The organism is Pseudomonas fluorescens (assembly GCF_902497775.2).
Taxonomy (GTDB): Bacteria; Pseudomonadota; Gammaproteobacteria; order Pseudomonadales; family Pseudomonadaceae; genus Aquipseudomonas; species Aquipseudomonas putida_F.
Genome location: NZ_OZ024668.1, coordinates 1032733 through 1045702 on the forward strand (window position 1 = coordinate 1032733; position 12970 = coordinate 1045702).

At 62.6% G+C, this 12970-nt stretch carries 12 protein-coding genes; 8 read left to right on the top strand and 4 right to left on the bottom strand.

Annotation, left to right across the window (positions count from 1 at the left end; genetic code table 11):
- The first annotated feature begins 431 nt into the window (after window positions 1–431).
- From F8N82_RS04905 to F8N82_RS04925, 5 genes are read left to right on the top strand one after another with little or no spacing between them, the layout of a single operon-like run.
- Window positions 432–1895 carry a serralysin family metalloprotease gene (locus F8N82_RS04905; RefSeq protein ID WP_038994098.1) on the top strand — a complete coding sequence of 488 codons (1464 nt, stop codon included), beginning with the start codon at window positions 432–434 and terminating at the stop codon, window positions 1893–1895.
- 24 nt (window positions 1896–1919) lie between these two features.
- Window positions 1920–2324 carry an AprI/Inh family metalloprotease inhibitor gene (locus tag F8N82_RS04910; protein WP_224793798.1) on the top strand — a complete coding sequence of 135 codons (405 nt, stop codon included), beginning with the start codon at window positions 1920–1922 and terminating at the stop codon, window positions 2322–2324.
- Between the two features lie 46 nt (window positions 2325–2370).
- Window positions 2371–4113, top strand: coding sequence for a type I secretion system permease/ATPase (locus F8N82_RS04915; protein ID WP_038994100.1), 1743 nt, complete (start codon window positions 2371–2373; stop codon window positions 4111–4113).
- A complete protein-coding gene (locus F8N82_RS04920; RefSeq protein WP_038994101.1) occupies window positions 4110–5408 on the top strand; it encodes an HlyD family type I secretion periplasmic adaptor subunit in 1299 nt (432 codons plus the stop codon). Before F8N82_RS04915 ends, F8N82_RS04920 begins: the two co-directional genes overlap by 4 nt.
- A 12-nt stretch (window positions 5409–5420) precedes the next feature.
- Window positions 5421–6761, top strand: a complete 1341-nt coding sequence (locus F8N82_RS04925) for a TolC family outer membrane protein (RefSeq protein ID WP_038994102.1) — start codon at window positions 5421–5423, stop codon at window positions 6759–6761.
- Here F8N82_RS04925 and F8N82_RS04930 read toward each other — a convergent pair.
- Window positions 6758–7951, bottom strand: a complete 1194-nt coding sequence (locus F8N82_RS04930; protein ID WP_038994103.1) for an MFS transporter — start codon at window positions 7949–7951, stop codon at window positions 6758–6760. The genes F8N82_RS04925 and F8N82_RS04930 overlap by 4 nt on opposite strands.
- Before the next feature lie 107 nt (window positions 7952–8058).
- Between F8N82_RS04930 and F8N82_RS04935 the strand changes: the two genes are divergently transcribed.
- Window positions 8059–8946, top strand: coding sequence for a LysR family transcriptional regulator (locus F8N82_RS04935; protein ID WP_038994104.1), 888 nt, complete (start codon window positions 8059–8061; stop codon window positions 8944–8946).
- 6 nt (window positions 8947–8952) lie between these two features.
- Here F8N82_RS04935 and F8N82_RS04940 read toward each other — a convergent pair whose 3' ends face one another.
- Complete coding sequence (locus F8N82_RS04940) at window positions 8953–9702, bottom strand: 3-oxoacyl-ACP reductase family protein (RefSeq protein WP_038994105.1); 750 nt, start codon at window positions 9700–9702, stop codon at window positions 8953–8955.
- A gap of 123 nt (window positions 9703–9825) precedes the next feature.
- On the opposite strand from F8N82_RS04940, the gene F8N82_RS04945 reads away from it, so the two are divergent.
- Complete coding sequence (locus F8N82_RS04945) at window positions 9826–10755, top strand: LysR family transcriptional regulator (protein WP_038994106.1); 930 nt, start codon at window positions 9826–9828, stop codon at window positions 10753–10755.
- Window positions 10756–10806: 51 nt separating this feature from the next.
- On the opposite strand, the gene F8N82_RS04950 is transcribed toward F8N82_RS04945, so the two are convergent.
- On the bottom strand, window positions 10807–11289 hold the full coding sequence (locus F8N82_RS04950; protein ID WP_038994107.1) for a GreA/GreB family elongation factor: 483 nt from the start codon (window positions 11287–11289) through the stop codon (window positions 10807–10809).
- 4 nt (window positions 11290–11293) lie between these two features.
- On the bottom strand, window positions 11294–11680 hold the full coding sequence (locus tag F8N82_RS04955; RefSeq protein ID WP_038994108.1) for a hypothetical protein: 387 nt from the start codon (window positions 11678–11680) through the stop codon (window positions 11294–11296).
- Between the two features lie 122 nt (window positions 11681–11802).
- Between F8N82_RS04955 and earP the strand changes: the two genes are divergently transcribed.
- Window positions 11803–12936: an elongation factor P maturation arginine rhamnosyltransferase EarP gene (earP, locus tag F8N82_RS04960; protein ID WP_038994109.1), complete on the top strand. Its 1134-nt coding sequence runs from the start codon at window positions 11803–11805 to the stop codon at window positions 12934–12936.
- Window positions 12937–12970 lie beyond the last annotated feature (34 nt).

A 12970-nucleotide genomic window follows, 5' to 3' on the forward strand; every position in this document is an offset into this window, starting at 1 on the left:
GACCAATTCCTACTCAGCGCCAACGCAAGGCACAAGTCAATGGCCAGGCGACGGAGGGTCGCCGCCTAGTTGTCACAAAAAAGTAAAGGCTCAGCCAGCGAGTTATAAGCGCATGTCGCGTTCTTATAATTAAAGTTCGGGTTGGCAACTAAAGCGGTGCGCTTGTTTTTCGTTTACGGCTCGCTTTTTAGTTGCTGTCGATATATCGCGGTTTGCGCAAATTGGCGCACATCAGCTAAATCATGGCTTTTGAAATTGTAGGACAATAAACAAGTTGTGTTATTGGAAATTGACGTCAAAAAAAGCTGGACAGTTCAATTCCTCCTGTGTCAGTTTTTCCCCGCCTCATTCAGGCGAGTGATAGGACGATCTCGCCGCGGGAGCGTCCTGTCGGACAACAACTGCTTTTTTGTAAACAAGGAAGTGTCTGTATGTCGAAAGTCAAAGAAAACGCTATTGTTTCAGCTGGCTCGGTATTGCAACCGCACGGTGCAAGTTCCGCTTACAGCCTGATCAATAGTTTCGGCCATCAATATGATCGCGGCGGCAGTGCGACAGTCAATGGCAAACCTTCGTTCTCGGTCGACCAGGCCGCTACCCAGTTGCTGCGCGACGGCGCTGCCTGGAAAGACCTGAACAAGGACGGCACCATCAGCCTGACCTATACCTTTCTGACCAAAGCACCGTCTGACTTCTACGGTCAGGGGCTGGGCTCGTTCAGCGCCTTTTCCGCCCAGCAGAAGGCCCAGGCAAAACTGTCCATGCAGTCGTGGGCAGACGTGGCCAAGGTCACCTTCAAGGAAGGGGCTACAGGCGGCGACGGTCACATGACCTTCGGCAACTACAGCGATGGCAGCAGCGGCGGCGCGGCATTTGCCTACCTGCCGTTCGACGGCCCGGGCTCGCACAAGGGTGAATCCTGGTACCTGATCAACAACCAGTACCAGGCCAACATCAATCCGGAAAACGGCAACTACGGCCGTCAGACCCTGACCCACGAAATCGGCCACGTGCTGGGCCTGTCTCACCCGGGCGACTACAACGCCGGGGAAGGCTACCCGACCTATGGCGACGCCTCCTACGCTCAGGACACCCGTGGTTACAGCGTCATGAGCTACTGGGGCGAGAGCAACACCAGCCAGGACTTCACCAAGGGCGGCGTTCAGGTGTACTCCTCGGCACCGCTGATGGATGACATCGCAGCCATCCAGAAACTCTACGGCGCCAACTACGCGACCCGCTCCGGCGACACCGTGTACGGCTTCAACTCCACCGCTGACCGCGACTTCTACTCGGCCACCTCGGCCTCGTCGAAAATCGTTTTCTCGGTGTGGGACGGCGGCGGCAACGACACCCTGGACTTCTCCGGTTTTACCCAGAACCAGAAGATCAACCTCAATGACGCGTCGTTCTCGGATGTCGGCGGCATGATCGGCAACATTTCCATTGCCAAGGGTGCCATCGTCGAGAATGCCATCGGTGGCTCGGGCAACGACCTGCTGATCGGCAACGCCGTGGCCAACGAGCTCAAGGGCGGTGCCGGCAACGACATCATCTACGGCGGCGGCGGTGCCGACAAACTCTGGGGCGGTGCCGGTTCCGACACCTTCGTCTTCGCTGCCAGCAGCGATTCGACCCCGAGCAACCCCGACCGGATCATGGATTTCGTCAGCGGTCAGGACAAGATCGATCTGTCGGCAATGTCAGCCTTTGCCGTCAACAAGCTGCCACTGCAGTTCGTTGATGCCTTCACCGGCCATGCTGGCGAAGCGGTGCTGAGCTTCGATCAGGCAAGCAACCTCGGCAGCCTGTCGATCGACTTCACCGGCAACAGCCTGTCTGATTTCCTGGTGACTACCGTAGGTCAGGCAGTCGCCACGGATATCGTGGTCTGATAGCAACCTGAAAGGGCGGCGCTCATGCGCCGCTTTTTCCGAGGCGGACAGATGATGGCTTTGAAGCGAATGATCGCGCTCGGCGCGATTCCCCTGATGTTGATGACTGAGGTCGGTATGGCAAGTAGCCTGGTACTCCCCACTCCCGCGCAACTGGCCGGTGACTGGACGCTTTACCCCGAAGGCAATTGGGCCGCAGGTTGTGAGCTGCAACTGGATGTAGCACAAACCCTGCGCGGTGATCTCGAATGCGTAGAAGGGCTGACAGGGCGGCGCCCCAACGGCTGGTTGCCGACCCCCGATACGATAGCTTTGCTCGATGGCAGCGACAGACCACCTGTGCACTTTGGCCGTTATAAGCCCGGCATCTACAAATGGACTTCCGCGTCCGGAAAGATATTGTTACTGGAACGTAAGAATAAAGAATAAAGCCTTGTAGGCGATTGCCGATTTTTCAGGGATAGAAAGGCGGACAATGAACAGGCCGACTCATAAAGCCGGTGCGCCCTTGTGGGCGGCGCTGGCAGATCACAAGTCCACGCTACTGAGCGTGGGTTGTTTTACCGCGTTGATTAACCTGCTTATGCTGGTGCCCTCGATTTATATGCTGCAAGTGTATGATCGGGTACTGTCTTCGCAAAATGAAACAACCCTGTGGATGTTGACCCTGATGGTGGTCGGCTTCTTTGTATTTATCGGTGCGCTGGAAGCGATCCGCAGTTTCATTGTTATCCGCGTTGGCAATCAGCTGGAGCAAGGCTTTAACCTGAACGTGTACCGGGCGGCCTTTGAACGCAACTTGCGCCAAGGCGACGGGCAGGCAGGGCAGGCACTTAACGACCTGACGCAAGTGAGACAATTTGTCACCGGTCCTGCACTGTTTGCTTTCTTTGACGCCCCCTGGTTTCCGATTTATCTGGCAGTGATTTTCCTGTTCAACGTCTGGTTGGGCGTCATGGCCTGCGCCGGGGCGTTGTTGCTGATCGCCCTGGCGGTACTCAACGAACGCCTGACCCATAAGCCGCTGGTCGAAGCCAGCGGTTTCCAGCAACAGTCCACGCACCTGGCCAGCAGCCAGCTGCACAATGCCGAGAGCATCCAGGCCATGGGCATGCTCGGCGCCTTGCGCCAGCGCTGGTTTACCTTGCATTCGCGCTTTCTGACCCTGCAGAACCAGGCCAGCGATACTTCGGCGGTGATCACCGCAGTCAGCAAGTCGCTGCGTCTGTGCCTGCAATCGCTGGTGCTGGGGTTGGGTGCCCTGCTGGTGATCGAGGGGCAGATGACCCCGGGCATGATGATCGCCGGCTCCATCCTCATGGGCCGGGTACTCAGCCCTATCGACCAGCTGATTGCCGTGTGGAAGCAGTGGAGCGGGGCGCACATGGCTTACCAGCGTCTCGATGGCCTGCTGCGCGCGTTTCCCGAGCCGCCGGCACCGATGGCCTTGCCGGCGCCAAGCGGGCGCCTGAGTTTCGAGCAGGTCAGTGCCGCACCGCCTGGCAAGCGCGTGGCCACCTTGCAGCAGATCAGTTTCAACCTTGGTGCCGGGGAAGTGCTCGGCGTGCTCGGTACCTCTGGCTCGGGCAAGTCGACCCTGGCCAAGGTGCTGGTCGGCGTCTGGCCGACCCTGGCCGGTACCGTGCGCCTGGACGGCGCCGACCTGCACCGCTGGGACCGCGAGGCCCTGGGCCCGCATATCGGTTACCTGCCACAGAACATCGAACTGCTGCGCGGCAGTATTGCCGAGAACATCGCCCGCTTTGCCGAGCTGGACGGCCACAAGGTGGTCGAGGCGGCACGTCAGGCTGGCGTACATGAGCTGATCTTGCGCCTGCCGCAAGGCTATGACACACGCCTGGGTGAAGACGGCGGCGACCTGTCTGGTGGGCAGAAACAGCGCATCGCCCTGGCGCGGGCCCTCTACGGTGGGCCAAGCCTGATCGTGCTCGACGAACCCAATTCCAACCTCGACACCAGCGGCGAAGCGGCGCTGGCCACCGCCATTGTGCAGATGAAAGCCCAGGGCCGTACCGTGGTGCTGGTCACTCACCGTTCGGCAGCCCTGGCCCAGGCCGACAAACTGCTGGTGCTCAGCGAAGGGCGGATGCAAGCCTTCGGTCCGGCACATGAGGTCATGCAGGCCCTGAGCCGCGCCCAGGAACAGGCCCAGCGCCAACCCGCCAATGCCGCATTGGCAACCGGAGGTGGCGCATGAGCCAGGTCGATAAAAGCCGCAGTGCGCGTTTCTACGTGCGCCTCGGGTGGTTGCTGACCCTGGTCGGCTTTGGCGGATTCATCGCCTGGGCAACTCTGGCGCCACTCGATCAAGGCATTGCCGTGCAAGGTACCGTGGTGGTCTCGGGCAAGCGCAAGGCAGTGCAGTCCCTGGCCGGTGGCGTGGTCAGCCGCATTCTGGTCAGCGAGGGCCAGTTGGTTAAGCAGGGGCAGCCGTTGTTCCGTCTCGACCAGACCCAGGTCCAGGCCGACGTGCAATCGCTGCAGGCCCAGTACCGCTTGGCTTGGGCGAGCCTGGCGCGCTGGCAGAGCGAGCGCGACAACCTCGGCGAAATCATTTTTCCGGCAGAGCTGAGCAGCAACCCCGACCCACAGCTGAGCCTGGTGCTGGAAAGCCAGCGCCAGCTGTTCAGCAGCCGCCGCGATGCCCAGGCCCGCGAGCAGGCCGGGCTGACCGCCAGTATCGACGGCGCGGTCGCTCAACTAGCTGGCATGCGCCGCGCCCGTGGTGATCTGCAGGCCCAGGCCGACTCGTTACGTGAGCAACTGGAGAACCTCAAGCCACTGGCCAGCCAGGGGTACATTCCGCGCAACCGCTTGCTCGAGTATCAGCGTCAGTTGTCCCAGGTCCAGCGCGACCTGGCGCAGAACAGTGGCGACAGCGCGCGTCTGCAGCAGGGCATCGTCGAGTCGCGGCTGAACCTGCAACAACGGCGCGAGGAGTATCAGAAAGAAGTGCGCAGCCAGCTGGCTGAGGTGCAACTGAAAAGCGTGACCCTCGAACAGCAACTGACCTCGGCCGGTTTCGACCTGCAGCACAGCGAGATTCTGGCCCCGGCCGATGGCATTGCGGTCAACCTCGGCGTGCATACCGAGGGCGCCGTGGTACGCGCCGGTGAAACCTTGCTGGAGGTGGTGCCCCAGGGGACTGCCCTGGAAGTCGAAGGGCGCCTGCCGGTCAATCTTGTGGATAAAGTCGCAATGCAGTTGCCTGTGGATATCCTCTTCACCGCCTTCAGCCAGAGCAGTACGCCACGGGTCGCGGGTGAGGTGGCACTGATTTCCGCCGACCAGTTGCTCGACGACAAGACCGGCCAGCCGTACTACGTACTGCGCAGCACGGTCAGCGAACAGGCACTGGCGCGTCTTGACGGCCTGGTGATCAAACCGGGCATGCCTGCCGAACTGTTCGTGCGCACCGGCGAGCGCTCGATGCTCAATTACCTGTTCAAACCCCTGCTCGACCGGGCAGGCACCGCGTTGACCGAACAATAAGGAAGCCCGTGCATGAAGAGCTTGATGACCGGGCTGCTGGCGGCGTTCGCCCTGACAACAGGGGCGGGCGCACAGGCCATGGGGCCGTTTCAGGTGTATGAACAGGCGCTGCGCAAGGACCCGGTGTTCCTTGGTGCGCTCAAGGCCCGCGAGGCCGGGCAGGAAAACCGCGCCATCGGCCGCGCCGGCTTGCTGCCGAACCTGTCGTACAACTACAACAAGGGCCGCAACGATTCCAAGGCCCGCTACCTGGGCGATTCGCGGCGCGAGGATGAAGACCGCCACTACAACAGCTACGGCTCCAGCTTCATCCTCCAGCAGCCGCTGCTCGACTACGAGGCCTACGCCAGTTACCGCAAGGGCGTAGCCCAGGCGCTGTTTGCCGATGAGGAATTTCGCGGCAAGAGCCAGGAACTGCTGGTACGGGTGATGACCAGCTATACCCAGGCGCTGTTCGCCGACGACCAGATCAGCATCAGCGTGGCCAGCAAGCAGGCTTATCAACAGCAGTTCCAGCAGAACCAGCAATTGTTCCAGCAGGGCGAGGGGACCCGTACCGATATCCTCGAAGCCCAGGCCCGCTATGAGCTGGCCGACGCCGAAGAGATCCAGGCGCGCAATGACCAGGACGCCGCCCTGCGTGAGCTGGGGGCGCTGATCGGCGAGCCTTCGGCGCGCATCGACGAATTGGCACCGCTCAACGACGGCTTTGCCCTGCTGGCGCTGCAACCGGCGACCTATGAGGCCTGGCATGAACTGGCCCTGGCCAACAATCCACAGCTGGCGTCCCAGCGCCAGGCCCTGGAAGTGGCCGAGTACGAAGTGGAACGCAACCGCGCCGGGCATCTGCCCAAGGTGACGGCCTACGCCACTTCACGGCAAATGCAGTCCGACAGTGGCAACACCTACAACCAGCGCTACGACACCAACACCATCGGCATCGAAGTCAGTCTGCCCTTATTTGCCGGTGGCGGGGTGTCGGCGGCCACCCGTCAGGCCAGTCGCAACCTGGAGCAGGCCGAATACGAGCTGGACGGCAATACCCGTGCGACCCTGATCGAGCTGCGCCGCCAGTACAACGCCTGTCAGTCCGGGGTCAGTCGCTTGCGTGCCTATCAGCGGGCGCTGACTTCAGCCGAGGCGCTGGTGCAATCGACCCGCCAGAGTGTGCTCGGTGGCGAACGGGTCAACCTCGATGTGCTCAATGCCGAGCAGCAACTGGCGACCACTCGCCGCGACTTGGCCCAAGCCCGCTATGACTATCTGCTGGCCTGGATCAAGCTGCATTACTACGCCGGGACCTTGCGCGAGGAGCACCTGGCCCGGGTCGATGAGGCGTTTGTACGGCGTTAGGCAGTGTGCAGGCGCAAGGCGCGCTGGCGTTCAGCCAGGCCCCAGACCAGCAAGGCCAGGGCGCCAATGCTCAAACCGGCAATGACGATGCCGTCCCAGCCGTAGCGCTGGAACAGCTGCGTGCCGAGCAGCGAGCCCAGTGCGCCGCCGATGAAGTAGCAGGTGATGTAGCCGGCATTCAGGCGGTTGCGGGCCTCCGGGCGCAGGGCAATGACGGCGTTCTGGTTGCTGACGTGTACCAGTTGCACCGCCAGGTCGAGCAGCAGCACGCCGACCAGCAATGCCACCAGCGACGACTGCGCAAAGGCCAGTGGTACCCACGAAACCAGCAGTACCAGCAAGCCCACCGTGGTGCCCAGCGGGCCTTTGCCACGGTCGGCCAGGCGCCCGGCCCAGTTGGCCGACAAGGCGCCGGCGGCACCGGCCAGGCCGAACAGACCAATGACAGCGTCGGAATAGTGGTAGGGCTCGACCGACAGCAGAAACGCCAGCGGTGTCCAGAACAAGGCGAACAGGCTGAATGACAACAAGCCCAGCAACGAGCGCAATCGCAGGATCGGCTCGTCGACGAACAGGCGGAATACCGAGCCGAGCAACGCCGGATAGCTGAGCCCGGCGTGCTGATGGCGCTCAGGCAGGGCGCGGAACAGGGCGATCGCCGACAGCCCCATCAACGCTGCTGCCAGCAGGTAGATGCTGCGCCAACTGCCCAGTTCGGCCATGAACCCGGCAGCCGTACGTGCCAGCAGGATACCCAGCAGCAGCCCGCTCATCAGGGTGCCGACCACCCGCCCGCGTTGCGCCGGGTTGCTCAGGCCGGCCGCCATGGGTACCAGTATCTGGGCAACCACCGAAAACAGGCCGGTAAGGGTGGTGCCGATCAACAGCCACGCCAGGCTTGGCGAGAAGGCGCTGATCAGCAGGCCCAGGGTGCTGATGGTAATCATGCTGACGATCAGCTTGCGTTGTTCGAACAGATCGCCCAGCGGCGCCAGCAGCAACAGGCCGGCACCGTAGCTCAGCTGAGCGGCCATGACGATGGCCCCGGCGCTTGCGGTGGTCAGGCCGAAATGCTCGGCGATGCTGTGCAGCAAGGGTTGTGCGTAGTAGTTGCTGGCGACCGCAAGGCCTGTAGCAGTGGCCATCAGCAGAATCAGGCCGCGGCTCAAGGGGTGGGTGGCAGAGGTCATGGACCGTCTCTAATCAGTGGCAGTTGGGAGGTGACAGTATGGGAAATGCGCTAGCATGACGCCAATGTATCGTTTTCATTTTATCCATCTTGAAAATAGATCAGTCCATGAACCTCAAGCAAATTGAATATGCCCTGGCGGTAGTCGATACCGGCAGTTTCACCCGCGCCGCCGAGCGTTGCCATGTGGTGCAGTCGGCCTTGAGCCATCAGATCGCCCGGCTGGAAGAAACCCTCGGCGTCAGCCTGTTCGAGCGTACCTCGCGGCGTGTGCGCCTGACCCCGGCCGGGGAGGCCTTCGTGCAGAGCGCGCGGCCAGCGCTGGAGGCCACCCGGCGAATAGCCGAAGACGTTGCTGCGGCCTGTGGAGAGGTGCGCGGGCAATTGTCGATCGGCGAGATCACCTCGCTGACAGAACTGGACCTGGTCGACCTGCTGGCCGATTTTCATGCGCAGCACCCGCGGGTGGATATCCGCTGGCTGATGGCCAAGAGCGAATTGCTGATCGCCGACGTACGCGAACGGCGCCTGGACGTAGGCTTTATCGGGGTCTGGCCGGGCGAGCGGCTGGAGGGCGTGGAATACCGTCTGTTGGCCGAAGAAGAGCTGGTGGCGGTCATGGCCGTCGACCATCCTTTGGCGGGCGCGGCACGTCTGTCCCTGGCTGATCTCGAAGCCCAGCCGTTGGTGGATTTCCCTGCCGGTACGGGGGCCCGCCGGCAAACCGACGAGGCCTTTGCCGCCGCTGGGGTGCGCCATCGGGTGCAGTTCGAAATGACCAATATCCGCCTGGTGGAAAAGTTCGCCAAGCGCGGCCTGGCGGTCGGACTGGTGCCGGCACGGATCGCCCACAGCTTCAACGGCGTGGTATCGGTTGCGGTCGAGGATGCACCGGTGCGTCATGTCTATGCGATCTGGTCGGTGCACCCGACCCCGGCCGCCAGGGCCTTTGTCCAGCTGATTGAACAGCGCCTGGCGGGCAGGGACAGTCATTGACCTGCCTCAGGCTGCGAAGCCGCCATCGATGGTCAAGCTGGCGCCGGTAATGTAGGCCGCCTCCTGGCCGGCCAGGTAGGCGACGAAGCTGGCGATTTCGTCAACGTGGCCGTAACGACCTACAGCCATCAAGCCCATCAGGCTTTCGGCAAACTCGCCCTGGGCCGGGTTCATGTCGGTGTCCACCGGGCCAGGCTGGACATTGTTGATGGTGATGCCCAGTGGCCCCAGGTCCCGGGCCAGGCCGCGGGTCAGGCCGACCAGCGCCGACTTGCTCATGGCATAGGGGCCGCCACCGGCGAAGGGCATGCGCTCGGCATTGGTGCTGCCAATGTTGATGATCCGTCCGCCCTGGCCCATGTGCCGGGCAGCCGCCTGAGTGGCGACAAAGACGCTGCGCACATTCACCGCCAGGGTGCGGTCGAAGTCTTCCAGGCTGAAGTCCGCAAGTGGCCCGACGGCCAGTACCCCGGCGTTGTTGACCAGGATATCCAGGCCACCGAAGGTTTCGACGGTACTTGCCACGGCCTGCTGCACGGCGCTGGCATCGGCGCTGTCGGCCTTGATCGCCAGGGCCTTGCCACCGGCGGCGATGATGCTCTGCTGCAAGGCTTGGGCCTGGGCCGTGGCGTTGGCATAGGTGAAGGCGACACTGGCGCCGTCGGCGGCCAGGCGTTTGACGATGGCGGCGCCGATACCGCGCGAACCGCCCTGGATCAGGGCTACTTTGCCGTGGAGGCTGGATGGGGTCGACATGCTGTGCTCCCGAAAGAACAAGGCCGGATGCCTTGGATGGGGTGCAGTATCGGCCGCTGATTACCCTGTCGGTAGCCAGTAATCGCTATAGTCTGTGTAAACCAGAAGTATGGAATCGCCGTTATGGAATCGTTCAGCAGCATCGAGTGTTTTGTCCGCAGTGCCGAAGTCGGCAGCTTTGCCGAAGCCGCGCGACGCCTGAGCCTGACCCCGGCGGCGGTGGGCAAGAATGTCGCACGGCTGGAGGCGCGCCTGGGCGTGCGCTTGTTCCAGCGCAGCACCCGGCGCCTGACCCTGACCGAGGCCGGGCAGCGTTTTTTGGGTGAGGTAGCGGCAAGCTTCCAGACCATCCAGTACGCCGTGGCCAACCTGGCCAGTGCCGAAGGGCAACCGGCCGGCACCTTGAAAGTGAGCATGGGTACGGTGTTCGGCCGTCTGTACATCGTGCCGCTGCTGGCCGAGTTCTTGCGGCGCTACCCGGCGATCAGCCCTGACTGGCATTTTGATAACCGTCAGGTCGATCTGATCGGCCAGGGTTTCGATGCGGCCATTGGCGGCGGCTTTGATCTGCCGCAAGGCGTGGTGGCGCGCAAGCTGACCCCGGCGCACCGGATTCTGGTGGCGGCGCCGGCCTATTTGCAGCTGCATCCGCCGATTACCCAGCCCGCTGATTTGCACGAACTCGATGGCATCCTCATTCGTTCACCGCAGACCGGGCGCGTGCGCTCCTGGCCGCTGACCAGTCGCGAGCGGGAGCAGAGCCCGTTGAGCCTGCGCGTGCGCATGACCATGAGCGATTCGGAGGCAGCCTGCGCCGCAGCGGAGCAGGGCCTGGGCGTGGCGCTGGTAAGCATGCCGTTCGCCGTGCCGTACCTGCAGGCCGGGCGCCTGTTGCGGGTGTTGCCGGACTGGTATGTGGACGACGGCAATATCTCGCTGTATTACGCCGAGCACAAATTGCTGCCGGGCAAGACCCGGGCGTTTGTCGATTTTGTCATCGAGCAGTTTGCCGGCCAGGGGTTGGCGCAGCGCTTTGATGCGTTGGCGAGCTGAAAAGCTTCGCGGGGCAAGCCCGCTCCTACAGGTGTGCGATGAATCTTTAAATCACAGAACCTTGAGGATGTAGTAACTCTGGGGTACGCCGCCGAGCACCAGGCTCACCTCATCCGCTTCGACCTTGCCCAGCAGGCTCTGCCCCAGTGGCGAGCGCGGGGTGATCACCGTGATCCGTTGCTCGCCCTGGCCGATCTTCAGGCCCGCGCCTTCCGGGCCGAGGAACAACTGCTGGCAAGCGCCGTTCTCGGCTTCGAGGGTTACCAGGTTGCTGATCTGAATGCCGCATTGCGGGTCATAGTCGCGCAGCAACAGTTGCAGATACGCCGCTCGCGCCTGGCGGATTTCCTCCATGCGCCGGGCCTGCCCGGTGGCCAGGTACGAAGCCTCCAGGCCCAGGGTGTCGTACTTGTTCTCGGCGATGTTCTCTTCGGCGGTGGCCGCTTCATAGGCGGTTCGCGCCGCCCGCTGGGCGACGTCCAGATCGAAGGTCAGGGTGTCGATGATGCGTTGCAGCAGGTCGGCTTTGGTCATGGCTTCAGTTGCAGAACTCAAGAACGAGGGCACGGCTTTTTTCGCTCGGCGCGGTGCGGTTCTGTTGCAGCCAGAACTGGCACTTGGGGTTGGACAGGTTGCGCAGGCTGCCTTGCGCCTGCTCTTCGGCCTGCTGTACTTCCTGGTTGCGCAGGATCTGCTTGTACTGTTCGAACATTTGCTTTTGCGGGTCCTCTGCCGCCGGCGATGGCGGGGCAATGGCGGGCGGCGCAAGCACCTGGCCGATCGGCTGCAGCGTCGCCGGCAACCAGCGCCCGGCCAGCCACAGGCTCAGGGCAATGGCCACAGCGCCGAGCCACAAACCCAGGGCAATGCACAGGATCAGTTGCAGCGGCTTGAGGGTGATCTTCAGTTCGCGAGGGCGGGGCATGATGGCCTCCTGGCCAGGGCACGGGCAGCCATTGTCGCATGGTGCAACGGGTTTTTTTCGTGCCACGCTTTTGTCTGCGATGATTTACCCGGACAATCGGCGCTTTTTCCAAGGGGCCAGCGATGAAAACGCACTGGGACATCTTCTGTTGCGTCGTCGATAACTACGGCGACATCGGCGTGACCTGGCGCCTGGCCCGCCAACTGGTGGCCGAGCAGGGCCAGGCGGTGCGCCTGTGGGTCGATGACCTGAAGGCGTTCGTGCGTATCTGTCCCGAGGCCCAAGCCGATGCCGCCCAGCAATGGCAGCAGGGCGTGGATGTGCGCCAATGGCCCCATGAGTGGCAGGACACGGCGGTAGCTGATGTGGTAATTGGCGCTTTCGCCTGCCAGCTGCCGCCTGCCTATGTGCAGGGCATGCTCGATCAACCCCGTGCGCCGCTGTGGCTGAACCTGGATTACCTCAGCGCTGAAGACTGGGTCGAAGGTTGCCATGGCCTGCCGTCGCCCCAGGCCAATGGCCTGCGCAAGGTATTTTTCTTTCCGGGCTTTACCGCAAAAACCGGCGGCTTGCTGCGTGAGGCAAACCTGTTGGCACAACGCGACGCGCTTCAGCACGACCCGGCCGTACGCAAGGCCTTTCTGCAGGGCCTGGGCGTGCTGCCAGAAGCCAACGCCCGGCTGATTTCGCTGTTCGCCTATGAAAACCCTGGCGTAGCCAGTTGGCTGGATGCTCTGGCTGCCGACAGCCGCGCCAATCACCTGCTGGTGCCGGAAGGCCGCGTGCTGGGCGATGTTCAGGCCTGGCTCGGCGAGCAGGCTCTGAGTGTGGGCAGCGTAGCCCGGCGTGGCGCGCTGACCGTGCAGATCCTGCCGTTTGTCAGCCAGGACGATTACGACCGGCTGCTGTGGAGCTGCGATTTCAATGCGGTGCGCGGTGAAGATTCCTTCGTCCGTGCGCAATGGGCCGCACGGCCGCTGCTCTGGCACATTTATGTGCAGGAAGAGTATGCGCACTGGGAAAAACTTGAAGCCTTTCTCGACCTGTACATCCAGGGATTGTCGGCGCCGGCCGGGGAGGCGCTGGTGCAATTGTGGCGAGCCTGGAACATGGATAGCGACATGGGCCAGGCCTGGCAACAGGTGCTGGCGCACTGGGACGAACTCGACCAGCACGCCCGTCGCTGGAGCGCCACCCAGGCCGCTCAGCCGGACCTTGCCACGGCGCTGGTACAGTTTTACCGAAATTGGCTATGATATGCGGCCTCGATTTTTGTAAATCCATCCAAAT

Coding starts and splice junctions, on each gene's coding strand:
- F8N82_RS04920 (WP_038994101.1), top strand. CDS start 4,110: ATGAGCCAGGTCGATAAAAGCCGCAGTGCGCGTTTCTACGTGCGCCTC.
- F8N82_RS04930 (WP_038994103.1), bottom strand. CDS start 7,951: ATGACCTCTGCCACCCACCCCTTGAGCCGCGGCCTGATTCTGCTGATG.
- F8N82_RS04935 (WP_038994104.1), top strand. CDS start 8,059: ATGAACCTCAAGCAAATTGAATATGCCCTGGCGGTAGTCGATACCGGC.
- F8N82_RS04925 (WP_038994102.1), top strand. CDS start 5,421: ATGAAGAGCTTGATGACCGGGCTGCTGGCGGCGTTCGCCCTGACAACA.
- F8N82_RS04955 (WP_038994108.1), bottom strand. CDS start 11,680: ATGCCCCGCCCTCGCGAACTGAAGATCACCCTCAAGCCGCTGCAACTG.
- F8N82_RS04915 (WP_038994100.1), top strand. CDS start 2,371: ATGAACAGGCCGACTCATAAAGCCGGTGCGCCCTTGTGGGCGGCGCTG.
- F8N82_RS04910 (WP_224793798.1), top strand. CDS start 1,920: ATGCGCCGCTTTTTCCGAGGCGGACAGATGATGGCTTTGAAGCGAATG.
- earP (WP_038994109.1), top strand. CDS start 11,803: ATGAAAACGCACTGGGACATCTTCTGTTGCGTCGTCGATAACTACGGC.
- F8N82_RS04905 (WP_038994098.1), top strand. CDS start 432: ATGTCGAAAGTCAAAGAAAACGCTATTGTTTCAGCTGGCTCGGTATTG.
- F8N82_RS04950 (WP_038994107.1), bottom strand. CDS start 11,289: ATGACCAAAGCCGACCTGCTGCAACGCATCATCGACACCCTGACCTTC.
- F8N82_RS04945 (WP_038994106.1), top strand. CDS start 9,826: ATGGAATCGTTCAGCAGCATCGAGTGTTTTGTCCGCAGTGCCGAAGTC.
- F8N82_RS04940 (WP_038994105.1), bottom strand. CDS start 9,702: ATGTCGACCCCATCCAGCCTCCACGGCAAAGTAGCCCTGATCCAGGGC.